Below are 23,914 nucleotides of genomic sequence, written 5' to 3'. Positions count from 1 at the left end.
CCAAAGTAGTCTTGTAAGGTAAAGAATGACAAAAAATGATGTTGTGAAAAAAAAAGTGGGTAGGCCTATTTCTTTTGACCGAAATAAGGTGCTGATTGCTGCCATGCGTGTCTTCTGGGCAAAAGGGTATGATGGTGCTTCGATGAAGGATTTGACTAAGGCGATGGGAATTAACGGCCCTAGTCTTTATGCGGAGTTCGGCGATAAGCGAGAGCTTTATTTAGCGGCTATAGAGTGTTACGGCTCTCATAATGGCTGTGCACCTTTAAATGCTTTTGAAGGTGAATCTGATATCAAGTTAGCTGTACGTGCCTTTTTAGTTGCAGTCATTGAGTACAGTACAGAAAATGGCAGAGGTGCCCTTGGATGTTTTCTTGGCTCATGTGTTGCAACCAGTGCTGGCGAAGTGGAAGGTGTGCGGGAGCTATTGTACGAGGCTATTCAAGACACGGATAAAAGACTTAGTGAGCGCTTTGAGTTTGAGAAAAGTAAAGGCTGTCTACCTGCAGATTTTCCCTCGGTGGAACGTGCGAAATTGATGTTAGACCTTCGTCAGGGATATGTTTTTCGAGCTCGGTCAGGTGTATCTCCTACGGAGTTATTATCAGACATTGCATTCAGGACTAAGTTGATTCTTGGAACTTGTGCGTAAGAAAGTTAGTTGTGTATATGTAGAGAAAGTTAGTTGTGTATATGTAGAGAAAGTTACTCATAAGTAAGATACGAAACAAAAAAGCCAAGGCAAAATGCCTTGGCTTTTTTAATGTTTAATTCTTTTAGAAAGGATTAAACGATTTTTTTCATGTCAGCCATGTGACCACGAAGAACCGCACCAATAGCTTCTACTGGGTGAGAGCGAAGTGCTGCGTTTACTTCGATTAGACGAGCGTTGTCTACGCCGTTGTCTTCAGTTGAAAGACCTTTACCGATTACGTCAGTTTTGATGTCTTTCATGAAGTCGCCTAGTAGAGGTAGGCAAGCGTGGTTGTATAGGTAACAACCGTACTCTGCAGTATCAGAGATAGTCGCGTTCATTTCGTAAAGTTTCTTACGAGCGATAGTGTTCGCGATAAGTGGAGTTTCGTGTAGAGACTCGTAGTAAGCAGACTCTGCAATGATACCCGCTGCTGTCATCGTTTCAAAAGCAAGCTCAACACCCGCTTTAACCATAGCAACCATCAAGATACCGTTATCGAAGAATTCTTGCTCAGAGATTTCAACATCGCCAGCAGGAGTTTTTTCGAAGTTTGTTTCTGCTGTTTCTGCACGCCAGCCAAGAAGGTTTTTGTCATCGTTCGCCCAGTCTTCCATCATTACGCGAGAGAAAGTGCCGTTGATGATGTCGTCTTGGTGCTTGTTGTAAAGCGGACGCATGATAACTTTAAGCTCTTCAGCAAGGTCAAAAGCTTTGATCTTAGCTGGGTTAGAAAGACGATCTAGCATGTTAGTCACGCCGCCGTATTTCAATGCTTCAGTGATAGTTTCCCAACCGTATTGGATAAGTTTTGACGCGTAACCTGCATCAATACCTTCTTCAACCATTTTGTCGAAGCAAAGGATAGAGCCAGTTTGCAACATACCACAAAGGATAGTTTGCTCACCCATAAGGTCAGATTTAACTTCTGCGATGAAAGAAGACATTAGAACGCCTGCTTTGTGACCGCCAGTACCTACTGCGTAAGCTTTTGCTAGTGCAAGACCTTCGCCTTTAGGATCGTTGTCTTCGTGAACAGCGATAAGTGTTGGAACACCAAAGCCACGAACGTATTCAGCACGTACTTCAGAACCTGGGCACTTAGGAGCAACCATGATTACTGTTAAGTCTTCGCGGATTTGCATGCCTTCTTCTACGATGTTGAAACCGTGAGAGTAAGATAGGCAAGCGCCTTCTTTCATAAGAGGCATAACTTCTTTAACAACAGGAGTGTGTTGCTTATCTGGAGTTAGGTTCAATACAACGTCAGCTGTTGGGATAAGTTCTTGGTAAGTACCAACTGTGAAGCCGTTTTCTGTTGCGTTTTTCCAAGACTGGCGTTTTTCAGCGATTGCTGCTTCACGTAGTGTGTAAGAAACGTCTAGACCAGAATCGCGTAGGTTCAAGCCTTGGTTAAGACCTTGAGCACCACAACCGATAACAACAATTTTTTTGCCTTTAAGAGCTTCTACGCCATCAGCAAATTCAGAGCTGTCCATGAAACGACATTTTGCTAGTTGAGCAAGTTGCTCACGTAGCGGCAATGTATTGAAATAATTAGCCATGTTATACATATCCCATATGTTATGAATAAGGTATCTAAGGGGAAGTAACCCATTAGACATTAAAAAAAGGTCACATGAGCTTTGCGCCTAAACGGTATGACTCATGTTAGTGGAAGCCACTTTATAGAAAAAAATACGTTTCGTAAATTGATATATTTGCAATATACTGTCCCAATATATGAAACATTAAGTGGTTGTACAAAATTATGAATATCCGTGTCCTAAAACACTTTTTAGCTTTGTCCGATTCTTTGCATTTTGGCCGTGCCAGTGATGAATGCCATATCAGTGTCTCAGCCTTGTCCCGTAATATTCGTCAACTTGAAGATGAGTTGGGTGTCAGCCTGTTTCATCGAGATAACCGTACGGTGACCTTGACGCGTGAAGGGCAAAAGTTTGTGGAATACGCCCGAGAAACCAGTACCCAATGGAGCTTAATTCGTCATGAGTTAACGGATAATTCCGACCAGCTAAACGGGGAAATCAGCTTATATGGTTCGGTTACAGCCAGTTATAGCTTTTTATACGACATGTTAAGCCGCTTTCGTCTTGCTCATCCGGGTATTGAAATTAAGTTGAGAACTGGTGATCCAGAGAATGCCATTGCCCATGTATTAGATGGCAAAGAAGACATCAGCTTAGCGGCACGGCCAGATAACTTACCTAGGCATTTAGCCTTTAAACCAATTGGAGTTTCACCATTACTTTTTATCGCTCCACTTGAACAGCAATTACCTAATGTTCCTACCAGTGCTCCTCAAAAGCGTAGTGATTGGGAAAAAATCCCCATGATTCTTTCGGAAAGCGGTGTCTCTAGAGTGTATGTGGACGACTGGTTTAGAAAAGTAGGTGTAACGCCGAAGATATATGCTCAGGTTACCGGTAATGAAGCCATCGTAAGTATGGTGAGTTTGGGTTTCGGTGTGGGAGTAGTGCCAAAAATAGTATTGGACAATAGTCCGCTGGTGAATCGAATTCGAGTGCTAGATGTGCAACCTGAACTTGAATCCTACAATATTGGTTTGTTCGCCCTGCAAAAGAACCTTAAAAACCCCATGGTAGAAGCCTTTTGGAGCTTGGCTTTAATGTAATTAATAAGCTTCTTATTTTATGCTTGATAAAATAGAAAGTTATATGGAAATGTTTATGTCTTATATTAATTTGTTATAATTCCTCTCATTACAAATAGGAATGATTTGTTCATAGAAGAATAATGAAAGCATCTGAACTTAAACTATATCAATAAAGGTCATGAATGATGAATCGATTAGGTTTTAAAGGGAGTTTGATTGCCACTGTTCTGGTGGTATTGCTACTTACCCTTTCCGTGTCAGGATGGTTGTCCTATAAAACGACAAAAGAGCAGGTTACTGAAAATGTAACGAGTGATCTGCGTTTTATAATAGATGAAGAAGTGGATAGCCTTTTAGCTGTTTTTAAACGGGCTGAAGAGGTTGTTACAACGACATCCAACTTATTTGAAGAAAAAGGGTATGGGCCAAGCGATTACCCTTTAGTACTCATGTTGTCTGCAAAGTCAGGAGGTGTGTCTAAATTAACTCTTGGTTTTGAAGATGGTACTTCCTACGTATCTAAACCTTCATCAAAAACCTTTCCGGGTGGCGTTGGAATCACATCAAAGTACGATCCGAGAATTCGCCCTTGGTATAAAGAAGGTAAAGCATCTCCCGGTTTGTCCCATAGTAAGCCTTTCTTTACTAAAAGCGGTCACCCAATATTGGCTGTATCTCATACTGTAAAAAATGGTGTGTTAGCTGCGGATGTGCGTTTTAGCAATTTACAAACGCACCTAGAAGGGGTTTTGGAAAAAAGTGGCATGGCGACTTTTGTTATGGATAAAAGTGGCTTGATTATCGCTTCAACTATCGCTGAAGTTGTACCCCAAGAAAACATTACTAACTCAAGTATTAATGCCTTCATTCAAAAACTCTTGTCTTCAGAAACTCGTGTAGCAGAAACGGCGCTTCAAGACGAAAACCAGCAAAATCAAAACTTACTCTTTTTAGCGGAAGAAATTCCTCTAATTAATGATGGAAAATGGTATTTCTTTGCAGCGGTGGACAGAGACGAAGCATTGTCACCTGTTGCTGATTCTGTGGCTAAATTGCTGGGTACATTAAGTATCATGGCGATCATTTCTGTTCTTGTTTTGTTGTATGTATTAAAAGTTATTTATGCACCTATCCTATCTTTACGTGACTTGATATCTGGTTTGTCTCAAGGTGATGGTGATTTAACACAACGTCTAAAAATTCACTCAGATGATGACATCGGACAGATTGCCTTAGGTATCAACAAGTTTATTGAACAACTGCAATCTTTAATGAAAGAAGTAAAAAACTCGACGGAACAATTTACTGGTCGAGTGGAGAGTATTTACCAGCAAAGCGAAGAAAATTCGACTGTACTTGAACAGCACGCGGTAGAGACGGAACACATTGTGGCGGCTGTCGAAGAGCTTTCCAGTTCGGCAGTTATGGTTGCTGAGCATTCTAATTCTGCTGCTAGTTCTGCAATGGAAGCAAAAGGTCGTAGTACTACAGCGAATGATATGCTGCGAAAAGCGCAAGATCAGATTGCTCTTTTGGCGTCTGAAGTATTGAAAGCGGCTGATAATGTAAAACAGATGGACCAGAAAACGGGTGATATTCAATCTATCGTTGAAGTCATCGGCGGCATAGCAGAACAAACTAACTTACTTGCCTTGAATGCCTCTATTGAAGCAGCAAGAGCTGGGGAGCAGGGACGTGGTTTTGCGGTGGTTGCAGATGAGGTACGTGCTTTGGCTAACCGTACTCAAGACAGTACGACAGAAATCGGTAATGCCATAAGTAATCTTCAAGTTGAGGCAACCAGTGTCGTGTCTGCTATTACTGGTACGCAAAGTACTTGTGACGCTACCGTCGAGGGGGCTGAGTCCGTGTCTCAGACGTTGCAAGCTTTGAGCGAGCAGATTGTTGGTATCAATGATATGAACGCGGAAATTTCAGGCTCTGCAGATGAACAAAGCCGAGTAATTCAAACAGTAAGTGAAAATATTACTGAGTTGCATGGCATGGTGGAGAAACTATCCAATATTGCCAAAGGCCAATATGAAGAAGTTCATCATATTGCTGAGATTAATAAAAACCTTGGCAATATCATTGGCAAATTTAAAGTTTAAAAGCTATTCATAAATAGTTTTTCACAAAAAAGCTCGATATTTCACTTTCCTAGAGGTGTAAATGTCGGGCTTTTTTAATGATAGCCTCCACATAAATTATTTTTTCCTCTAGAATTTACTGCACTTTTTTTACTCCTATTAATTTTTTTTTGCACATTAAGGGTGCGACACTTTTGCCTTTATCCTTTCTAAATATCTAAATTAAAAGATTAGAACGTTACCTATTCCTATATAGATCACAGTCCTCAGGTTTTTTATTTTATTTTATTTTTAATTGGCACTTAAATTGCTAAAAGTGAAATAGTGCAAGCATTATGCAAAGACGCTAGTTTGTACTGGTTAATAACAATTGATCATTTTTGGTCAAATCGAAATTAATGGCAACGTCGCCCACTACTGAATTTTTCAGTGGTAATCAAATTAGATTTCTTTAAAAGGAGAATCTAATGGGGCGGCTTGTTCCTCCCAAATTCTTCTTTTAAATATATCTTCTCTTGTTACTTATGTGTTTGTCGTTGTGATTAATGGGCATAAACCTCAGTGAAAGTGCGTAATAGCACTGGTATTTGTTATCTAAGCAAATGCATTTCAAGGATGGGTGACTCTGGGCTTAACTTTACGTGTGTGTGGAGAAAAAACAGATGAATAAACTTGATGTTACAGAAGCTATTTTCGCGATTAAAAAGGAAAAAGACCTAACATGGGAAGCCATTGCTGAAGCAGTGGGTATGACCGATGTTTGGGTTACTTCAGCTTGTTTAGGAATGAACAGCTGCACGGAAGAGGTTGCCGATAAATTGGTGTCTTTTTTAGGACTTCCTGACGCAGCGAAAGCCGCTTTAATGGAATACCCTACGAAAACTTGGGATCAAGCTATACCTCAAGATCCATTAATTTATCGACTTTATGAAGTAGTCGGTGTTTATGGCCCAACTTTAAAAGAAGTGATCCAAGAAAAGTTTGGTGACGGCATCATGAGTGCGATTGATTTCTCTATGTCAGTAGAGAAAGAAGAGAACCCGAAAGGGGATCGCGTTGTGTTGACGTTGAACGGTAAGTTCCTACCTTACAAATCTTGGTAAAAACTTCAGTAATGAACTTCCAGTTAAGTAATTCGTTTTAATATAGAGAGGGCTTTATGGCTTATATAGAACCAAGTGAATTCGTAACAAAAATGGTCGACTCAGGTGAACAGAAAGTTTACATGTCGACAAAAGATACCATTATCCGTGCTTTCATGGCCGGTGCAATCCTAGGTCTAGCGGCTTGTTTCGCTATTACTGTTATCACCAAAACAGGTAACCCAGTATTGGGTTCTATGTTGTTCCCTGTTGGTTTCATCATGCTTTACTTGATGAAATTTGACCTGTTAACAGGTGTGTTCACACTTGTGCCTTTAGCATGGTTAGACAAGCGTCCTGGCGTTACTCCAAGTCAAATTCTGCGTAACTGGGGTTTGGTTTTCATCGGTAACTTTGCAGGTGCCATTACTACGGCATTCTTCATGTCATTCATCTTGACCTACGGTTACAACACAGATGGTGGCGCGATTGCCGCTAAAGTAAGTACCATTGGTGAGTCTCGTACACTGGGTTACCAAGAGCAAGGCGTTTCAGGTTGGTTTACAATTTTGATCCGTGGCATGCTGTGTAACTGGATGGTATCTATGGGTGTAGTGGGCGCGATGATCTCTACTTCAGCTGGCGCGAAAATGGCTGCTATGTGGATGCCGGTTATGTTGTTCTTCTACATGGGCTTCGAGCACTCTATCGTAAACATGTTCCTATTCCCATTCTCTATGATCATGGGTGGTGAGTTTACATTTATGGATTACATCATCTGGAATGAGCTACCAACTGTATTGGGTAACCTCCTTGGTGGTCTATGTTTAGTGGGTCTTCCTCTTTACTACACACACGTTAAAACGTCTAAAGCTCGTACAATTTAATCGACACATAGTAATGTTGTTTCATTACAGTGAATGATAAGTGCGAAATATTAAAAGCTCCGTTACCTTTGTAGCGGGGCTTTTATTTTATGTTGAGAGACAGAAGCATAATTGAGTTTGATGGGTAGCTATTTATCTTGAAAGAAGATCAATCTAGGGGACGATATGAGTAAGCCGTTGAGTATTAGTATTGGTAGTGCGACAGATAAAGGGCGAAAAGAAATCAATCAAGATTATCTGGGCAGCCATATACCCAAAGAGCCTCAGCTTAGCTCGAAAGGGGTAGTTGTTGCGATTGCCGACGGTATTAGCTCTAGCAAGGTCAGCCAAGTGGCGAGCCAAACAGCAATCAACAGTTTCTTAGAAGATTATTACTGTACTTCTGATGCTTGGTCGGTGAAGACCTCTGGGCAGAAAGTGGTCCATTCCATCAATGCTTGGCTTCACGCTCAAACGCAAAATAGCCCTTATCGATTTGAAAGAGATAAAGGCTACATCTGCACCTTCAGCGCTTTGGTATTTAAGTCAAATAGCGCCCATATTTTTCATTCTGGCGATAGCCGAGTGTATCGTATTGTTGGCACGTCGCTGGAGCAAATTACTCAAGACCACAGACGGGTTGTTTCAGAGGATGTGAGTTATTTGACTCGCGCCTTGGGGATTGAACAAACCTTGGAGAGCGACTACCACAAAGTCTCCATTAGCCAAGACGATCTTTTTATTCTAGCGACAGATGGGGTATACGAGTTTGTTAACGCTGGGCAGATTATTGACAGCATTAATGAGTCAGGCACCTTAGATGAAGCTGCCCAGCGTATTATCGAATTGGCGCTTGAGGCGGGCAGCGATGATAACCTCAGTATTCAATTAGCCCGTGTGGATCAATTACCCAGTTACCAGCTTGATGAGGTTCAACAGCAGATTACAGGTTTACCCCTGCCGCCTAAGTTAGGCGCAAGAATGGAGCTGGATGGCTATGAAATTATTCGCCCTATTTATGTGAGTAGCCGTAGCCATGTGTTTCTCGCTCAAGATATGGATACGGGTCAAACGGTTGCGATAAAAGTGCCCTCAACTGAATTAGCAACAGATCAGGCTTACTTAGAAAGTTTCATGATGGAAGACTGGATTGCTAAGCGGGTAACCAACCCCCATGTTGTAAAAGCTATTGAACCTACTAGAAAACGTAACTACTTATACATAGTCACAGAATATTTAGAAGGGAAGTCCTTGGCGCAATGGATGATAGATAACCCTAAGCCCAGTTTAGAGCAAACACGAAATATCATTTCTCAAATAGCCAAAGGTCTACAGGCCTTCCACCGGCAAGAAATGATCCACCAAGATATTCGCCCCGCTAATATCATGATAGATGAAACCAATACGGTGAAAATCATCGACTTTGGCTCCACCTATATTGCTGGGGTCACTGAGTTGGGGGATGAAGAAGTGCTAAAAGGCACCATGCGTTACTCTGCTCCTGAGTATTTTTTGGGGCAGGCTGGAACTCAACGCTCCGATATTTATGCACTTGGTGTGATCGCATATCAAATGTTATCAGGAGATAAGTTTCCTTACGGCCCTAACATTGCTCAAGCTAAGAGTGTGTCTGCGCAACGCAGAATCCAATACACCAGTTTAATTAATGACGAATCCGAGTTGCCAGTATGGGTTGATGATGCACTACAGAAAGCCGTACAAATTAATCCAATTAAGCGCTATGAGGCCTTGTCTGAATTTATTTACGATTTACATCACCCGAATAAAAGCTTTTTAAATCGTTCCAAACCACCGTTAATTCAGCGTAGCCCTGTGAAGTTTTGGCAAGGCGTCTCCCTTGGGTTATCTTTGGTGATCGTATATTTATTATTAGAGCTGCAAAAAATATGAATCAAATTAATCCCAAAAAGCTACACCATAGTAAATGGACGGCAGTGAAGCCTATTGAAAAAGAAAAACACTTCTTAGTAACAAAGGTAGAATTTGATGAAGAGGGGGTAGTGACCCTTTGTCAGCTGGAAGCTATTTTGTCAAAGCGACAGTATGAGATTGATTGGCGCGAACTTAAAAATCTAGATAAGTGGAGGTATGGTTGGAAATGACTTAAATTCTATTTGTTAATTAGTTTTGAAGTTGTGTGTGTTTTTGTTTTAAACTGAATCTAAAGCATACTGAAATAAAGGTTTTTTATGTCTGAAACAATTATATCGAAAACATTTATTTCTTTTTTGATGCTATTGTCCCTTAATGTTTTCGGGGCGCCGATTCTAAACTTTGATGGATCGCAACAAGATATCGCTCTATCTGGTTATATTGATGAATTAGAAGACCAAGATAAAGCATTTACCCTTGATCAGCTAACAGGGCAGCTATCCGACGAGTTTCAACCCAATATAAAAACGACCATTAATTATACTTTTTCTGACTCTGCCTATTGGTTACGATTCTCTATTCTCAATAGCACGCATACCAAACAAACACTTTACTTACAAAACAAAGTCACCTGGATAGATTCACTCACTTTTTATCAGCCAAATATAAATGGAGGATATTTAGCCTCCAAAACCGGCAGTGATATCACCATAGAAAAAAGGCCCCTTGAACATCGAAGCCTAGTTTTTTCGTTTGACCTAGAGCCAGATCAAGAGAGCACATACTACCTAAGAGTCGAGTCTGTCGATGCTTTGATATTGCCCTTATTCTTAACAACGGAAAATGAGTTTTATAAAAAAGACACTTTAGTGAATTATTTTATCGGTGCTCTGCTCGGTGTCATCTTGGTGATGTCTGTTTATAATTTATTTATTTATAACGTCATACGGGACAAGGTATATCTGTGGTATAGCTTTTATGTGCTTTTTTATGGCGTGAACTTTTTAATTACTCAGAATTTATTTTTCCCTTCTATTAAAAATAGCCAAGATGGCTGGTCAGAGTTTCTGCACTTGGGTCCCCTCAATTTATATTTCCTTTTTATCATATTGTTTACAGGAAAGTTCTTAAATATCAAGGCTCAGTTTCCAAAGCTGAATTATGTTCTTAACTTTTTGATTGTATTACTAGTAGCCGCATCATTAAGTTATTTTATATTCTCTTACCGAGTCGCCATGCCGTTAAGTGCCAATATTGTGACTTTAATTCCGTTCATCTTAATTGGCGTTGGCATTTATTGTTATCGAAAAGGGGTGGCTTTAGCAAAATTTTATATTATTGCTTGGCTACCTAATTGTGCTTTATTTTTAGTCTTTGCTTTTACTTTCCATGGGCTTCTTCCTTACAACTTGTACACGAGCTTTGCGAATGATGTTGGTATGGTGATAGAGGCCGTATTGTTGTCGTTAGCATTAGCTTATCGTGTTAGAATTTTCCAAAAAGAAGCTTATACTGCTCAGGAGCAATTGTTGATAGAGCAGAAAGCTCAGACCGAGAAATTACACTCGATGGTTGAGCAAAGAACCAAAGAATTACGAACAAAAAATGCAGAGTTAGAGCGACTCTCAATAACAGACAAGCTGACCAACCTCTTTAACCGCCGTAAGTTAGATAATGTTCTGTTGTCTAATGTCATGCATGCCAAGCGCTATAAAAAACCATTGGGTGTGATGTTATTAGACTTAGATAACTTCAAAAACATTAATGACTGCTTTGGACACCATGAGGGCGACGAAGTACTCCAAAAAGTTGCTAGCCTCTTAATGGCAAATTGCCGAGAAAAAGACATTGTTGGTCGATGGGGAGGTGAGGAGTTCTTGGTCATTTGCCCCATGACGGAGAAAGAAGAGCTTCTAATGGTTGCTGAAAGGCTGCGGGCAGCAATCAGTGACTATGACTCTCCTGAAATAGTGTCTTTTAGCGCTAGCTTTGGTACAGCTTGTTACCAGCATGGTGAAAACCCTGAATTACTGGTTTCCAGAGCAGATAAGGCTCTTTACCAATCGAAAGCAAATGGTAAAAATCAGGTTAGTTTTGCTAACTAATTAGTAGTGTCTACATTTTCTTTATTGCTAAAGGCAATAGACTCACTTCAGAGTGCAGGTATTTATTGATGAACCACGTGAGTTATCTGCGGTGGAAAAGTTAAAGTTGGTCTTTAGGTAATGTGTTACATAGCCATGCTTTAAAGAGAAGCGCTGTTGAATTAGCCTGTTGCCTTGTTGGAATAACCAGATAGTAATACAAGCCTGAAAACACCTTAGACATTTCATTGCTGCCTTGTGTAAGCCAAGCGTTGTCTAATGGCATACCCACAGATAATTTACTTAAAATACCAATGCCTTGCCCAGAAAGTGTTGCCTGAACGGTTTGATTTTCATCGTCAAAATAACGAAGTTCAGGTAGTTCCTGGGTGTTTATCGTGTTTTTCAAGTGCCCCTCTATTCCTAAGTTAGGCAAGTTAGTGTTTTTCCACTTTGTGCTGAAAAACACAGAGCCAGAAGGGGTCTTAGTATGCTTTTTCCAGTACTCAGGCGTAGCAAAAAAACCAATCTTATCCTCAATAAGAGGGATAACTCCGAGATTACCAGTTGGTGGTTTTCCATAACGAATAACCATATCGACACGGCTATCGTGTTCTATATCAATCAATGACTCTTCTGCTCTAATCAGAATCTTAATATTTGGGTGTTGCTGCTGGAAACCTTCGAGGTTAGGAACCAACCACATGGCGGCAAAAGAATTGGTCGTACTGATAGTAAGCGTATTGGGTGTAACGGTCAGTTGGTTGATTGTACTTAGAAGAGAGCGTAGTGATTCGTTGGCGCTGGAGGCGAGTAACTTGCCTTCGTTGGTTAAAGAAACAGATCGTGTTTTTCGTTCAAACAAGCGTGTTTGTAACTTATCTTCGAGAGATCTTATTTGATGAGAAATGGCTGTAGGCGTCACATTTAACTCATCAGCGGCGTCTTTGAAGCTGTTCAGTCTTGCTGCGGCTTCAAACACTCGAATGGCATTTAAGTTAGGTAGATTTTGAAACATTAAACAACCTATGCATGAGAAATACTACTTTATAAGAAAAATACTATCATTTGTCGCGGTGTTTTACACCAGACAGAATATACCTACAAATTATTCATAATCTAGGTATAAAATCATGAAAAATATATTACATATTGATTCTAGTGTACGTCGCACTGACAACGAAACAGCAAGTTATAACTCTATTTCAAAAGGGCTTGGACGCTATTTTGTTGATCTATGGATGAATAAAAATCATCAAGATGTACTTACTTATAGAGATTTATGCCTTAATCCTCCGAACTTTATTTGCCAAGACTGGATTGCCGCTGCATTTACTTCCGAAGCAGAGAGAACCTCATCACAGAAATCAATATTGGCTCAGTCAGATAGTTATTTTGAAGAGGTAACAAAAGCGGATCTCGTTGTTATTACATCCCCAATGTATAACTACGGCATGCCTGCGATATTAAAAGCATGGTTTGATCAAATTATGCGTGTGAATAAAACCTTTAGCTTTGATCTTGCAAGAGGTGACTTTCCTATTGAGCCTGTATTGTCTGGCAAGAGCGTTGTCTTGCTGACATCCTGTGGTGAGTTTGGCTTTGGAGCTGGTGGTGTGCGGGAGCAGATGAACCATTTAGGACCACATATTAAAGAGCTTTCTAAGTACTTGGGAGCGAGCTGTTTTTATGAAATTGGTTCTGAGTATCAAGAGTTTTCAGATGATCGACATGAAATGTCAGTGGAGAAGGCTAAACAGGCTATTTTAGAGCTAGTAGAGAGGCTTTGATTTTCATTTTTTCTTGTTAGGTGAAAGCGGGGGAGAGTTTTTCCTAGAGTATTGGGGCTTGTAATAAATTTGAAAATCGATATCATATGAAATGTTATAACATATCATTAAGGGTTCAGTATGAAAGCAAATATACATCCCGAATATCGTAAAGTACTGTTTCATGATACCAGTGAAGACACGTATTTTCTTATTGGGTCAACATTAAAGACAACGCAAACGATGAAGTGGACAGATGGTGAGGAATACCCTTATCAAACGATCGATATTTCTTCGGCGTCACATCCATATTACACAGGTAAACAGCGTTCTACAGAGCTTGAAGGTCGCGTACAAAACTTCAAACGTCGCTTTGGTTCTCGTAGTGCAAAAAGGAGTAGCAAATGAATGTTCTTTCATCACTAAAAAGTGCTAAAACTCGCCATAAAGATTGCCAAGTGGTAAAGCGCCGTGGTCGTGTTTTTGTGATTTGTAAAACAAACCCTCGCTTTAAAGCGGTACAGGGTAAAGGTGGAAAAAGAAAGTAGCTATTAAAAGCTGTTGCGAAAAGTAGTTGTTCAAAGCAGCTAGACGTCACGATAGCCCCCTTCAAAGCTAAATGACGAGCAAATAAAAAGCCACTTCACAATGTGAAGTACTCCCATAAAGTTGGACTCATTTCTTAGCGGATACCAAGGCCTGATTTCGATACGCTAGTGGACTCAGGCCTTTTAGTTTCTGCTCAATTCGTTCGTGATTGTAATATTTTTTGATTTTTCAATCAGATCCTCAACATTTTCAAATTCTTCATTGTGCAACATCTCTGTCTTTAATATTCCGAAAAAAGTTCTCGAAACCGCATTGTCTAAGAAATTGACTTTTCTCGACATGCTTTGTTTTAGCCCTTTTAGACAAGTATTGTTAAATTTAATAGATTCGTATTGTTTGGCTCTTGAAATATTCGATCTTAAGGTTGTCAAAAATTCTGACTTATATTAGTTACAAGGGTAGCGCCGATTAGTATTATAATATAGTTTATACATGGCTAATTTCGTTTTTTTACTCTGTAAGTGTTTGTTGCTAAAGTAAAATTAACAATGATGACTTTAGTGCTCTATATCAGTGTGGTGTAAAGAGCATTTAAATAATGCTATGAGAGCTTATCTTATTTCATAAGGTTTAAGGGGAAGAAATGTTTTATCTATATGTATTCATTATTCTTTTTTCGGGGAGTGTGTTTGCGAATGATTCAGAAAAAAAATCTGTGAATTCACAACTCTTTATTAATGGGAAAATTGATAAAGTACAACTTAAAAAAATAAATGACGCTTATCAACAAGCAGAGATAAAGCCCACACGAATAGTAATAAATAGCCTCGGTGGGGATAGTTATTCTAGTTTGCTATTAGCTAAATGGATACATGACCATCAAATCGAAGTGGAGGTTGACCAATATTGTGTTGGCCCTTGTGCTGACTATGTTTTTTTAGCTGGAAGTAAGAAAATATTAAATTCGAAGAGTAGGCTTTTTTGGACTGGTCGATATTTGGGAAGTTTTCTGAAAGACAAAGATACATATCTTGATATTATGTATAAGTACGCGAAAGAAAAGAATGTGACTGCAGAGAATGAGCTTGGTGTATTTATAGATCAGGCTCTTTTTGAAAGGAAACTGTTGCTTTCAAAGGATCGCCTTTTTTTTGAAGCAATAGATCTTGACCCTAGTTTTATGGATAAAGAAGTTTTAACAGGTTTGAGGCTAAGACATGCCGATAGTGGATTGATCGTGGAAGAACCTATATTAGGTTTTTATTATGATGAAAATGAAATGAAGAAGCTTGGCATTAAAGGGGTTGAGTTGAAAGATGGGGAGTGGCACCAGAATGAAAAGCTTAAAAGTGGGCGTATTCAGTCTGTGCTTTTCTCGGAAATAAAGGCTCTTAAAAGCGGTTATGAAAAGTAGCTCCTAAATGTAAGAAGCTAGACGTCACGATAGCCCCCTTCAAAGCTAAATGACGATCAAATAAAAAGCCACTTCACAATGTGAAGTGGCTTTTTTATGACTGGCTTAAAATGTACTTATGCGTACATTTTTGCGTGATTAAAGTTCAATCGTTACCGTTTCGCCATCAATCGTTAATTCTAAAGAGTTACCAACTAGCTTATGAGACACCTGAGTTTTAGCACCTTCAGCTTTACTTGGTACAAGTAGCGTAAGAATGTTGTGTTCTTTCTTCGCTTTGAACTTGGCTTCAACATGGCTGTGAACTTCTAAGTCAGCGTATTCAGCTGGGTCAACTTCACCAAAGCCTTCCACATTGTCGATAGACACAAGGTCGTCTGTGCAATCGTTAATGAAAGAAACGTCTAATACCGCATTATCACCAATGATCTGGAAAGCGTCTTTCGCTGTTTCTGTGCCAAAAGTTGTGTGCAGGTTCCACGTTAGGTCTTGCTCAACCTTCATTGTTGCCGTGTCGCGCATAACAAAGACCTTACCTTTGGCAAACCAGATTTTACGCTTGTAGCTTTCTAGCTCTGGATTGTGGAATTGGTAAGAGGTTGATGCATCACCTTCAACAAACAAGACTTCAGACTCTGTATCGTAGTCGCTGATTTTACCGCCAGCTTCAATACAGTAACGGTCTTGGTGCTCACCTTCGAACTTAGTCGTGGTGTTTTCAGCGTACTGACCTTTGCCATCAAACAATGGTAGGTTTTTCGAGAAAGTACGACGACGCCATTTGATGTGCATGTCCACACCGAAACCACCGTAGTAGCCAGTGATAGCCGCTAATGTGTCACCAAAAGCGTGCAATGTGTAGGCGTTCTGGTCACCGTGTGAATGGCTGATAGAACCAAACGGACTACATTTGTAAACCATGTGGATGTGTTCTTCACGGTTTGTCATATTGCTGTGGAAGGCTGCCCAACCTGTGATTGGGAAGACTTTCAATAGCGGCTCGTTAGAAGGCGCTACTTCTGGCATGTCATTCCATAGGTAGTCAAAACGCAAATCGTCATAACCAAAGTCCCACCAACCGAAGTTGTAGAACTTGGTGTGTGCTTCGGTATCACGCGCTTTCAGCTGGTTGTAGTACCAGATGTATTCAGGCTTGTTGTTTACACCAGCAAAGTGCTTGATGTTGTAAGCCAGTTTTAGCCCCGGGAAGTCACCGATACTAGATTGGTCACAGAAGCTCGCGCGCTTAGAGTGAACAGGCATACAGTAAAGTGGGAAGTCGCCCGTGTTTTTATAGAACTCTTTGTTGAACATGTTGATAGAAGTGTAGCTTTTCAGCAGGTCAAAAGACTCACCAAGGAAGGCCATTTGCGTATTCCAGTAGTCAGGACCTTCTGCCCATGCGCCATCTTGACCGCCCCATGGTGGGTAATGCTTGGCGTAGTACTCTATACCGTATTCAATGTAATCACGGGCTTTCGGGTATTCGTTGTAAAGTGCAATACAAGTTGGAATCACTGCAGAACTGATACTACGAACACCATGGCTATTTAGAGGGTTCGCTAATAGGTCCACAGTAACTTGCAAGTGGTGCATGATCTCTTCTAAGCGAGTGATCAAAGCTTGCTTGATAGTTTCACGTTCTTCGTCAGATAAGTAAGCGTGTAACCAGTCATAACCCCAAGCCATAGCCGCGATAACACGGAAAGCCGCTTCATCGTTGTAACCACGAGATGTCACACCCTCTGGATCGTAAGTAGCGAGTTGCAATGTCCATGCTTTTGCTTTGGCAATGATGTCTTCGTCTTCTAAAACGATACCTGCGATAGATAGGTTACGTGTTGCGTTGAATGCTTCTTGGCAGCTAACGTACATCTGACGCCAGAAAGGGCGCCATAAAGAAGCTTTGCCAACCGTTTCTTCTGGATAAGGCTGAGGCTCAGCATAAGGTTCAGTGTCAAGAAACTTATTGGTCGAGTTGCTCATGAACGCATCAAACTTGCAGTAGCTTGAATCGTTTTTAAGGTTTTCGCGGAAGGCAGCAAGGTCTTTGCTTTGCACTAATAAGCGAGGGTGATCGACGCTTAGGTTATCCAGAAAAGAAAGGTCAATATCGGCTTCTTGGACTTGGATTGGCATAATATCCACAAGGTTACCGGCGGACTTATCGTTTTCTAGTTTGATCGCTTTAATCGCGTCAAAAGATTTCTTATCAGACATTACAAACCTCTTTCAAAAGGGCAGATTTAGCAAACCTTGATGTTTTGCTTTTTAGAAAAGAAAACACCTTAAATATAAGTGCCGTAATGCTCAGGCTTGCTCTATGTTTTTATTAAAATCGGCATATATCCGCACATTCTACCTGATTCCTGTTTATTTTTTAACATTTGTCTGACAAATGAATGAGGCCCTTCCTATCCTAGAATAGAGCGGAGATACCTTCTCTTTCTTCAATGAGTGAGGAATATTTTCTCTCACCTTAGTAGGTACGCCTGCTTTAGGTTCATAATCGGCTAGAATGAAGCATTGCATAAAACTCATTATTTAAATTTAGGATCTAAATTGATAGCCTAATTTAATAGCTACATTAAGAGTCAAATATGAAAGGAGTGAATGATGCCAACAACCGTTTCTTTAGCCTGCTCATGTGGGGAAGTAAAAGGCTCACTAAAAGTAGAGGCAAGTCATTACTTTCATGTGTCTTGTCTTTGTTGTGATTGCCAGAGTTTTGCCACCAATTTGGGGCAGGCAGGCACCATACTGGATGAACATGGTGGTACAGAATTGTTTCAAACTTACCCTCAGTATCTCACGATAACGGAAGGTAAAGAGCAGATTACTTGTATGCAACTAAGCGAAAAAGGTTTATTCCGTTGGCATACCCGCTGTTGTAATACACCAATAGGTAACACTATGACTTCAGCCAACGTGCCCTTTGTTGGTATCCCTGTGACCTTTATGAAGTTTGCTAGTGAGGAAGAAAAGCAAGAAGCATTAGGCCCAGTTATTATGAAAGCGTTTGGTAAATACGCCATTGGTGACATGCCTGCAGACACACACCCTCGATTCCCCTTATCTTTCCTACCTAAAATTGCTCATTTCATGATGCGAGGCTTTCTTACTAAAAAACATTCCCCTTCACCCTTTTTTCTTGATGGCCAACCAGTAGTCAAAAGTAATGGAGAGAGTTAACTCGAATACATTAAACCACTAATTAATCATGGATCATCAAAATAATAATAAGGAGAAACCATGTCAGATCTAACAAGAGAAAAAGCACTAACAGGTAAGGTGGCTGTGGTGACTGGCGGTGCCTCTGGTATTGGCTTGGCTAGTGCCGAAATCATGCTGGCGGAAGGTGCCACTGTGGTGATTGTCGATAGAGACGATATCGCGTTAGCCAACTTAAAAGAGCAATACGGTGATGAACTTCATACCGTTACAGCAGATTTATTAGACAGCGAACAATGTGCGGCTCTCATTCCTCGTATTTTAGAAACAATTCAAGTAATCGATATTTTTCACGCTAACGCAGGCTTGTATGTGGGTGGAGATTTAACCGATGCCAGTCATGAAGCGATTGATAGAATGCTGAATTTGAACATCAATGTGGTGATGAAAAACGTCCACGATGTGCTGCCCCATATGAAAGAAAGGGGTACAGGAGACATCTTTATTACCAGCTCCCTTGCGGGGCATTTTCCAACTCCATGGGAGCCAGTGTATGCCTCATCGAAATGGGCCATGCAGTGTTTCGTGCAAACAATTCGTCGACAGGTTTGCTCTTTTGGAGTTCGTGTCGGCTCTGTATCACCGGGGCCTGTTATTACTTCTTTATTATCGGACTGGCCAGAAGAGAAACTCGAAGAAGCCAAAGCATCGGGCAGTCTGATGGAAGCTAAAGAGGTAGCAGAGACCTTGCTCTTTATGGCTACTCGCCCCCGCCATGTGACTATTCGCGATGTGGTCATAATGCCTTCACAGTTTGATTTATAACTCTTTACTCAGCAGATGCAGAGCGTCGGAAGGCGCTTGGCGTTTGTCCTGTTACTCTTGAAAATTCCCGATGAAAATTAGACTTGGTCTGAAAACCAGAATCCATGTAGATCTGAGTGATGTTTTTGTCACTAGATACTAATAACTCTTTGGCCCTTTCAATACGGTATTCATTGACCACTTGAGAGACATTACGGCCGTGGACTTGGTTGATAGCAGCCGATATTTGACGGGCAGGAATACAGACTTTTCGCGCGAGTCTATCTAGGGTTAAATCAGGGTCAAGGAAAGCTTCTTTTTCTTTGAAAAGGGTGTCGACGGCAGCCATGATTTGCAAAGCATCATTTTCAGAAAGTCCTGTTTCTTTTGAGGCCTCTTTTACTTTCAAGTCAGCTTCTTCTATGACGGCTTCTTTCTCTTTTCCTGATAGCTTTTCTTCTATGGGCTCAGAAGGACCTTCTAAAGTTTCCACAGGTGCCACACTTAACCCCAGCATGACCACCGCCGCTGCCAATACAGGTAATAAAACAGCATGGCCGATGGCAAGAATGATAAGTGTGTGTTGGCCTGAGAATAATGCGAAGTCTATGGCTAATGCGCCATCAATAGCGGCGGACATCAAGAGCATAGCGCCAGCAATTCTTTCCGCCTTTAGGGCTTTCTCCATATCCGATAATCGAACTTTTTCTGGCAAATGATCTGCCGATAAAGAAATGCGAATTAAAGCAGCGCCATAGGCAACATACAAAAGTGTTAAGGCTGGGTCTAATGGCGGCCGCCAGAATGGGTAAGTTAATGACGCTAGCAGCACCAAAATGGGCGGTAAAAAATGCCACTTTGGAAAACCTTGTTGCTTATGGGCTTTGGCAAAACAGTACCAAGCAGTGGCAGGAATACAGGCAGCTAAAACGGGCTGTAATAAACGAAATATTGGTAAATCAAATGTCCAGCGTAGGCCGACAATGGTGGTGGTCACAGCGCATAGGGCGACAAAGAGAAACGCCTGCTTCGTGTTTTCTTCTCTTTGTATAAACAGCACAGCGGCTAATATCGCCAGCAGCATAGCAACCACAAAAGGTAAAGGAATCGCGATCATCTCAGCTCCATTTGAGAGGCTAAATCAGCCTAGGTGTCAGTATATGTGGCCTATTATGTCCTAAAAAACCATTTAGGACGTCCTAGAACCTGATTTAGGACGAAATATTCTCCTCAAAATCTAAAGTAAAGCTTCATTCCAGTGCCAGGTGTCAGTACTTAAATGGTGTGAGTACTTAATGGAGTGAGCACTTAAACCAATGATGATGAGGAGAAGGTTATGAACCACTATATGGAAGCATGGCGTCAATGTTTGAATTTCACGGGGAGGGCAACAAGGGAAGCATTTTGGATCTTCTTTTTTGTACATTGCCTTATTTCTGCTGTCTTTGTTTTCCTAGAAATACAAGTGGGTTTGTCTTGGAAAATTGATGCTATTTATAGCCTTGCTGTTTTTCTACCAGCGTTAGCTATCACAATACGTCGTTTGCACGACACAAACCGTTCCGCATGGTGGTTAGCTCTCCTGTTGATTCCAGCAATAGGCATGATCTGGCTACTTATTCTTCTTGCTCTGCCTAGTACTCATGATGCAAATAATGACTCCATCGCAATAGGAGAAATAGCATGAGCCTGTTTAGACGGATGATTTTTTTAGGCGTGCCTCTGGTGGTTCTGTCAGCTTGTGGCGACAAGGCGAACACGGCAGAGTCGCTTGCTTTAGGTGACATGAGTCAAATGGATCAAATAAAAGCCGTGGTGCATATCGAGTCCCCTAAGTCTGCCAATTTATTGCAGTTACGGGGTGTGGTTGGCAAAGGCCACTTAATTTTCAAAGGAGGTGATCAATTAGCAAACCAAAGCATGGAAAACACAAATTGGTGTACTAGCCTGCCCGTTCGTTTGGCCGCTGGTGGTATAGGTGATACTAGCTCTTTGCAAATTCGTACGTCAGAAAACAACGAGATTCGGTTAGCCATCTATTCAGATGATGTGATTCGAAAGTTAAAAAAGGGCGACGAAATCGTTAGTGAGGATTATCAGATAACGAATCTATTTGATGACCAACTAGGTGATATAAGAATCGAGTCTGGCCTAGAATCCACAGATGGTTTTGTACTTAACCCCGGTGAGTGGTCGTGGTTTTCTATGTTCAGAAGTGAAAAGCAAAGAGTGTCATGCGACATCAGCAATAAGGCCTAGAGCCTTATTGTTGCTGTTTGGCAGAAGAACCTAAATAAGCTACTGATAACTTTTCTTTGCCGTAGTCACTTTCTCTAAATACTTGCGTGACTCAGACAGAGGGTGATCGTAACGTAATTTCTGATAAACCGTGCTAGATGAGCTCTGGTTTATCTCTGACATCGCTTTCGTACGATCTGAATCAAAGGCTTTTAGTACATTACCCGTACCACCGTTATAAGCGGAAATCATCGCGTATTCTCGGCTGGTCTTATTAGTTACCTTCACCAAATAGCGGGTTTTTAATATGTGTAAATAAGCACTGCCAATATCAATATTTTGCTCAGGAACAAATAGAGTCTGTTTCGTTGGCTCATCGGAGCGCTTTTTGACTAAATTATATACGTCTTTACCCGCCGTGGCAGGCACCACTTGCATCAAACCATAAGCATTGGCTGGGCTGACGGCATAAGGGTTAAAGGAGCTTTCGGTTTGGATAATGCCGTAAATTAGTGCAGGGTCTAGGTTGTATTTATTGGCCGCTGCAATCACGAAATCACTGTATTTTTCTTGACGTAAATGTTGGTGCTGCTCAACCAAATTGAACTGAACAGAATAAACATCTTTGCCATTTTCTCGCAATGTTTTTAACTGGTTTTCTACCAAATATGTTGCATAACGCTCTGCTCGCCAGCGATAGCGTACTAAGGTGCCATCATGATCTAGCACTTGTGGGTAGAGGAAAGGTACACCCTCAGTATTGGGAGCTGAACTTGAGAAAATATCTGTTTTGCTAGGGTCTGATGTTGTTAATAGTGTGGTTGTTACCGCATCTATTAACGCAGCCTTTGGTGAACTGGCATCCAATGTTTCTACTCGTACCCAGCCTTGCTCGAAATCGACTAAGGTTCTTGCTTGATAGTTATTGGTGTATTTCACATATTGAGTTTTTGTAGGTAGGGCGCTGTTCCTGCTTCCCCATTTTGCTTTTACTTTTTCATCCAGCTCAGCATAAAGGGCTTTAATGGCTTTTATATCGGCACGAATCAAATCGCGACTTACCTTTGCCTGTTTAGCAATCGCTTTTAGGTCTTTTGAACTGTCTGCATTTTTGATCTGCTCAGTTAATACCTTCACCGATTCAGCAGACTCAAATGACAAATACTGCTGACAACCACTCAGTACTAAACACATCATCAATAAAGGCAATAGAGCAAACATACGAAAAACAGGCATAGGGTTCCTTAGTTACAACAGACTGTTACCCACTTTGTATCGTCCTTAATACGGGCTTCTTAAGTGTCCTAGCTTAAAAGAGCAAAAGTATACCAAAGTAATAGATGAAGCAGATGGAGAATAAAAAGTAGTGGGGAGTTTAATATAAACTGTGAATAACTACTGTACTTATCAACAGTGTTTTTAAGGTTTAATAAAAACACCCGCTAGAAGGCGCAAGCACATCTAGCGGGTGTGGCGTGAAAAAACTGTTGTTGAACTAGCCTTGTTTATAACTCGACGATTAATTTTCCTGTGTTCTTTCCTTCAAATAATAAATCTAGTCCTGTAGTTGCGCTTTCTAGCCCTTTAATAACGTGTGAGCGGTATTTCAGTTTGCCTTTAGCGAGCATGCCACCCAGCGCTTGGGCGTATTCAGGGAATCGGTGTATATGATCTGGCATAGTAAAGCCTTGAATGGTTAAGCGCTTTTTTATGATGTTTAACCAACTTGGGCCCGGTGCAGGTGAGTCTGTTTGGTAGTCAGCAATTAAACCGCATACGGCAATGCGCCCATGGGCATTCATACGCTCAAAAATAGGTGCTTGGGCGGCACCGCCTGTGTTCTCAAAAAAGAGGTCTATGCCATTCGGCGTGACACTCTTTAGTTGTTCTGCAAAGTCAGCGTCTTTGTAATTTAATGCCTGATCAAAGCCCAGTTCTTCGGTTAGCCATTGGCACTTTTCCTGAGATCCTGCAACACCGACCACTGTCAATCCTAGGTTTTTCGCCATCTGCCCAACCAATGAGCCAACAGAGCCCGCGGCAGCGGTAATAGCAATGGTTTGTCCTGCTTCTGGTTTTAGGACTTCAAATAAGCCTTGGTAAGCCGTCACACCGGGTAAAGCCACCACAGATAAAATGGCTTCAGCGGGTAACTCTTTTGGAATTGGGTTAATGCCTTGGCCGCTGCTGATGGCGTATTCGGTTAAGCCCATTAACCCCATTACTCGTGTGCCGACCGGGAAGTTTTCATTCTTTGACTCGACAACTTCACCAATGCCGCTGGCACGCATGACATCGCCCAAAGTAACAGGCGGAATATAGCTTTCTGTGTCTGGGCTCATCCAGCCACGCATCGCAGGGTCTAGTGAAAGATGTGAGAGTTTTGCTAAAAACTCACCTTCTTTGGGTGTCGGAATAGCTTGTGTTGTGATGTCAAAAACATCGGGTGTGAATTCTTGGGTAGGGTATTTGATCAACTTGATCGAACGGTAAGACATGCTTGTTTCCTTATGGATGTCGAATCTTATGTCACTATGGGTAAAGACGTATGAATCTGAGTTTTTAAACTTGAGCTTTCAAACCTAAGTAATGCTCTATTAATTTGGGACGTTTCTGATTAAT

22 protein-coding genes and 1 pseudogene are annotated in these 23,914 nt (G+C 41.1%); 16 read left to right on the top strand and 7 right to left on the bottom strand.

The window, feature by feature from the left end; genetic code table 11:
* Positions 1-25 precede the first annotated feature (25 nt).
* Positions 26-652, top strand: coding sequence for a TetR/AcrR family transcriptional regulator (locus OFY17_RS12105; RefSeq protein ID WP_263530992.1), 627 nt, complete (start codon positions 26-28; stop codon positions 650-652).
* A 134-nt stretch (positions 653-786) separates the two neighbouring features.
* Here OFY17_RS12105 and ilvC read toward each other — a convergent pair whose 3' ends face one another.
* Positions 787-2,259 carry a ketol-acid reductoisomerase gene (ilvC, locus tag OFY17_RS12100; RefSeq protein ID WP_263530991.1) on the bottom strand — a complete coding sequence of 491 codons (1,473 nt, stop codon included), beginning with the start codon at positions 2,257-2,259 and terminating at the stop codon, positions 787-789.
* A 206-nt stretch (positions 2,260-2,465) separates the two neighbouring features.
* Here ilvC and ilvY point away from each other — a divergent pair, with 206 nt between their 5' ends.
* The 7 genes from ilvY (at position 2,466) to OFY17_RS12065 (ending at position 11,368) form a co-directional block, all read left to right on the top strand.
* Entirely contained in the window at positions 2,466-3,350 is an 885-nt protein-coding gene (gene ilvY, locus OFY17_RS12095) for an HTH-type transcriptional activator IlvY (protein ID WP_263530990.1), read from the top strand.
* A gap of 164 nt (positions 3,351-3,514) precedes the next feature.
* Positions 3,515-5,443, top strand: a complete 1,929-nt coding sequence (locus OFY17_RS12090; protein WP_263530989.1) for a methyl-accepting chemotaxis protein — start codon at positions 3,515-3,517, stop codon at positions 5,441-5,443.
* A gap of 641 nt (positions 5,444-6,084) precedes the next feature.
* Positions 6,085-6,525, top strand: coding sequence for a cyanase (gene cynS / locus OFY17_RS12085; RefSeq protein WP_263530988.1), 441 nt, complete (start codon positions 6,085-6,087; stop codon positions 6,523-6,525).
* A gap of 56 nt (positions 6,526-6,581) precedes the next feature.
* Complete coding sequence (locus OFY17_RS12080; RefSeq protein WP_263530987.1) at positions 6,582-7,391, top strand: formate/nitrite transporter family protein; 810 nt, start codon at positions 6,582-6,584, stop codon at positions 7,389-7,391.
* Between the two features lie 165 nt (positions 7,392-7,556).
* Positions 7,557-9,281 (top strand): bifunctional protein-serine/threonine kinase/phosphatase, encoded by a 1,725-nt coding sequence (locus tag OFY17_RS12075; RefSeq protein ID WP_263530986.1) that lies wholly within the window; start codon positions 7,557-7,559, stop codon positions 9,279-9,281.
* Positions 9,278-9,493 carry a TIGR02450 family Trp-rich protein gene (locus OFY17_RS12070; RefSeq protein WP_263530985.1) on the top strand — a complete coding sequence of 72 codons (216 nt, stop codon included), beginning with the start codon at positions 9,278-9,280 and terminating at the stop codon, positions 9,491-9,493. Before OFY17_RS12075 ends, OFY17_RS12070 begins: the two co-directional genes overlap by 4 nt.
* A gap of 87 nt (positions 9,494-9,580) precedes the next feature.
* Positions 9,581-11,368: a sensor domain-containing diguanylate cyclase gene (locus tag OFY17_RS12065; protein WP_263530984.1), complete on the top strand. Its 1,788-nt coding sequence runs from the start codon at positions 9,581-9,583 to the stop codon at positions 11,366-11,368.
* Positions 11,369-11,468: 100 nt separating this feature from the next.
* Here OFY17_RS12065 and OFY17_RS12060 read toward each other — a convergent pair whose 3' ends face one another.
* Positions 11,469-12,365, bottom strand: coding sequence for a LysR family transcriptional regulator (locus tag OFY17_RS12060; RefSeq protein WP_263530983.1), 897 nt, complete (start codon positions 12,363-12,365; stop codon positions 11,469-11,471).
* A 115-nt stretch (positions 12,366-12,480) separates the two neighbouring features.
* Between OFY17_RS12060 and OFY17_RS12055 the strand changes: the two genes are divergently transcribed.
* From OFY17_RS12055 to ykgO, 3 genes are all read left to right on the top strand, one after another.
* On the top strand, positions 12,481-13,137 hold the full coding sequence (locus tag OFY17_RS12055; RefSeq protein ID WP_263530982.1) for an FMN-dependent NADH-azoreductase: 657 nt from the start codon (positions 12,481-12,483) through the stop codon (positions 13,135-13,137).
* 120 nt (positions 13,138-13,257) lie between these two features.
* The gene (locus OFY17_RS12050; RefSeq protein ID WP_263530981.1) at positions 13,258-13,524 is read left to right on the top strand and encodes a type B 50S ribosomal protein L31; all 267 of its coding nucleotides are present in this window, start codon (positions 13,258-13,260) and stop codon (positions 13,522-13,524) included.
* Entirely contained in the window at positions 13,521-13,664 is a 144-nt protein-coding gene (ykgO, locus tag OFY17_RS12045; protein ID WP_263530980.1) for a type B 50S ribosomal protein L36, read from the top strand. The genes OFY17_RS12050 and ykgO overlap by 4 nt, the downstream gene beginning before the upstream one ends.
* Before the next feature lie 127 nt (positions 13,665-13,791).
* Here the strand turns inward: ykgO and OFY17_RS12040 are convergent.
* Positions 13,792-14,021 (bottom strand): annotated as a pseudogene (locus OFY17_RS12040) (IS3 family transposase); the annotation flags it as partial.
* Positions 14,022-14,308: 287 nt separating this feature from the next.
* Here OFY17_RS12040 and OFY17_RS12035 point away from each other — a divergent pair.
* Entirely contained in the window at positions 14,309-15,079 is a 771-nt protein-coding gene (locus OFY17_RS12035; protein ID WP_263530979.1) for a hypothetical protein, read from the top strand.
* A gap of 138 nt (positions 15,080-15,217) precedes the next feature.
* Here the strand turns inward: OFY17_RS12035 and OFY17_RS12030 are convergent, their stop codons facing one another.
* Positions 15,218-17,299, bottom strand: coding sequence for a DUF4962 domain-containing protein (locus tag OFY17_RS12030; RefSeq protein ID WP_263530978.1), 2,082 nt, complete (start codon positions 17,297-17,299; stop codon positions 15,218-15,220).
* Between the two features lie 393 nt (positions 17,300-17,692).
* On the opposite strand from OFY17_RS12030, the gene OFY17_RS12025 reads away from it, so the two are divergent.
* Both OFY17_RS12025 and OFY17_RS12020 read left to right on the top strand, forming a co-directional pair.
* Positions 17,693-18,271, top strand: coding sequence for a DUF6151 family protein (locus OFY17_RS12025; RefSeq protein ID WP_263530977.1), 579 nt, complete (start codon positions 17,693-17,695; stop codon positions 18,269-18,271).
* A 60-nt stretch (positions 18,272-18,331) separates the two neighbouring features.
* Positions 18,332-19,075 (top strand): SDR family oxidoreductase, encoded by a 744-nt coding sequence (locus OFY17_RS12020; protein ID WP_263530976.1) that lies wholly within the window; start codon positions 18,332-18,334, stop codon positions 19,073-19,075.
* 4 nt (positions 19,076-19,079) lie between these two features.
* Here OFY17_RS12020 and OFY17_RS12015 read toward each other — a convergent pair whose 3' ends face one another.
* Positions 19,080-20,171 carry a helix-turn-helix domain-containing protein gene (locus tag OFY17_RS12015; protein ID WP_263530975.1) on the bottom strand — a complete coding sequence of 364 codons (1,092 nt, stop codon included), beginning with the start codon at positions 20,169-20,171 and terminating at the stop codon, positions 19,080-19,082.
* 219 nt (positions 20,172-20,390) lie between these two features.
* Here OFY17_RS12015 and OFY17_RS12010 point away from each other — a divergent pair, with 219 nt between their 5' ends.
* Positions 20,391-20,741, top strand: coding sequence for a DUF805 domain-containing protein (locus OFY17_RS12010; protein ID WP_263530974.1), 351 nt, complete (start codon positions 20,391-20,393; stop codon positions 20,739-20,741).
* On the top strand, positions 20,738-21,313 hold the full coding sequence (locus tag OFY17_RS12005) for a hypothetical protein (protein WP_263530973.1): 576 nt from the start codon (positions 20,738-20,740) through the stop codon (positions 21,311-21,313). The genes OFY17_RS12010 and OFY17_RS12005 overlap by 4 nt, the downstream gene beginning before the upstream one ends.
* 39 nt (positions 21,314-21,352) lie before the next feature.
* Here OFY17_RS12005 and OFY17_RS12000 read toward each other — a convergent pair whose 3' ends face one another.
* Together OFY17_RS12000 and OFY17_RS11995 are read right to left on the bottom strand one after the other, a co-directional pair.
* Complete coding sequence (locus OFY17_RS12000) at positions 21,353-22,528, bottom strand: murein transglycosylase domain-containing protein (protein ID WP_263530972.1); 1,176 nt, start codon at positions 22,526-22,528, stop codon at positions 21,353-21,355.
* Positions 22,529-22,797: 269 nt separating this feature from the next.
* On the bottom strand, positions 22,798-23,790 hold the full coding sequence (locus OFY17_RS11995; protein WP_263530971.1) for an NADP-dependent oxidoreductase: 993 nt from the start codon (positions 23,788-23,790) through the stop codon (positions 22,798-22,800).
* Positions 23,791-23,914 lie beyond the last annotated feature (124 nt).

It is taken from the genome of Marinomonas sargassi (assembly GCF_025716875.1).
Taxonomy (GTDB): Bacteria; Pseudomonadota; Gammaproteobacteria; order Pseudomonadales; family Marinomonadaceae; genus Marinomonas; species Marinomonas sargassi.
The sequence above is the reverse complement of the archived record's forward strand: the minus strand, read 5'-3'. Positions and strand labels throughout refer to the sequence as shown.

Bases quoted from the DNA above. Each gene is read 5' to 3' on its own strand.
- OFY17_RS12105 (WP_263530992.1), top strand. From the start codon at position 26: ATGACAAAAAATGATGTTGTGAAAAAAAAAGTGGGTAGGCCTATTTCT.
- OFY17_RS12010 (WP_263530974.1), top strand. From the start codon at position 20,391: ATGAACCACTATATGGAAGCATGGCGTCAATGTTTGAATTTCACGGGG.
- OFY17_RS12000 (WP_263530972.1), bottom strand. From the start codon at position 22,528: ATGCCTGTTTTTCGTATGTTTGCTCTATTGCCTTTATTGATGATGTGT.
- OFY17_RS12060 (WP_263530983.1), bottom strand. From the start codon at position 12,365: ATGTTTCAAAATCTACCTAACTTAAATGCCATTCGAGTGTTTGAAGCC.
- OFY17_RS12020 (WP_263530976.1), top strand. From the start codon at position 18,332: ATGTCAGATCTAACAAGAGAAAAAGCACTAACAGGTAAGGTGGCTGTG.
- OFY17_RS11995 (WP_263530971.1), bottom strand. From the start codon at position 23,790: ATGTCTTACCGTTCGATCAAGTTGATCAAATACCCTACCCAAGAATTC.
- OFY17_RS12090 (WP_263530989.1), top strand. From the start codon at position 3,515: ATGATGAATCGATTAGGTTTTAAAGGGAGTTTGATTGCCACTGTTCTG.
- cynS (WP_263530988.1), top strand. From the start codon at position 6,085: ATGAATAAACTTGATGTTACAGAAGCTATTTTCGCGATTAAAAAGGAA.
- OFY17_RS12050 (WP_263530981.1), top strand. From the start codon at position 13,258: ATGAAAGCAAATATACATCCCGAATATCGTAAAGTACTGTTTCATGAT.
- ykgO (WP_263530980.1), top strand. From the start codon at position 13,521: ATGAATGTTCTTTCATCACTAAAAAGTGCTAAAACTCGCCATAAAGAT.
- OFY17_RS12065 (WP_263530984.1), top strand. From the start codon at position 9,581: ATGTCTGAAACAATTATATCGAAAACATTTATTTCTTTTTTGATGCTA.
- OFY17_RS12015 (WP_263530975.1), bottom strand. From the start codon at position 20,171: ATGATCGCGATTCCTTTACCTTTTGTGGTTGCTATGCTGCTGGCGATA.
- OFY17_RS12070 (WP_263530985.1), top strand. From the start codon at position 9,278: ATGAATCAAATTAATCCCAAAAAGCTACACCATAGTAAATGGACGGCA.
- OFY17_RS12025 (WP_263530977.1), top strand. From the start codon at position 17,693: ATGATGCCAACAACCGTTTCTTTAGCCTGCTCATGTGGGGAAGTAAAA.
- ilvY (WP_263530990.1), top strand. From the start codon at position 2,466: ATGAATATCCGTGTCCTAAAACACTTTTTAGCTTTGTCCGATTCTTTG.
- OFY17_RS12075 (WP_263530986.1), top strand. From the start codon at position 7,557: ATGAGTAAGCCGTTGAGTATTAGTATTGGTAGTGCGACAGATAAAGGG.
- ilvC (WP_263530991.1), bottom strand. From the start codon at position 2,259: ATGGCTAATTATTTCAATACATTGCCGCTACGTGAGCAACTTGCTCAA.
- OFY17_RS12080 (WP_263530987.1), top strand. From the start codon at position 6,582: ATGGCTTATATAGAACCAAGTGAATTCGTAACAAAAATGGTCGACTCA.
- OFY17_RS12005 (WP_263530973.1), top strand. From the start codon at position 20,738: ATGAGCCTGTTTAGACGGATGATTTTTTTAGGCGTGCCTCTGGTGGTT.
- OFY17_RS12055 (WP_263530982.1), top strand. From the start codon at position 12,481: ATGAAAAATATATTACATATTGATTCTAGTGTACGTCGCACTGACAAC.
- OFY17_RS12035 (WP_263530979.1), top strand. From the start codon at position 14,309: ATGTTTTATCTATATGTATTCATTATTCTTTTTTCGGGGAGTGTGTTT.
- OFY17_RS12030 (WP_263530978.1), bottom strand. From the start codon at position 17,299: ATGTCTGATAAGAAATCTTTTGACGCGATTAAAGCGATCAAACTAGAA.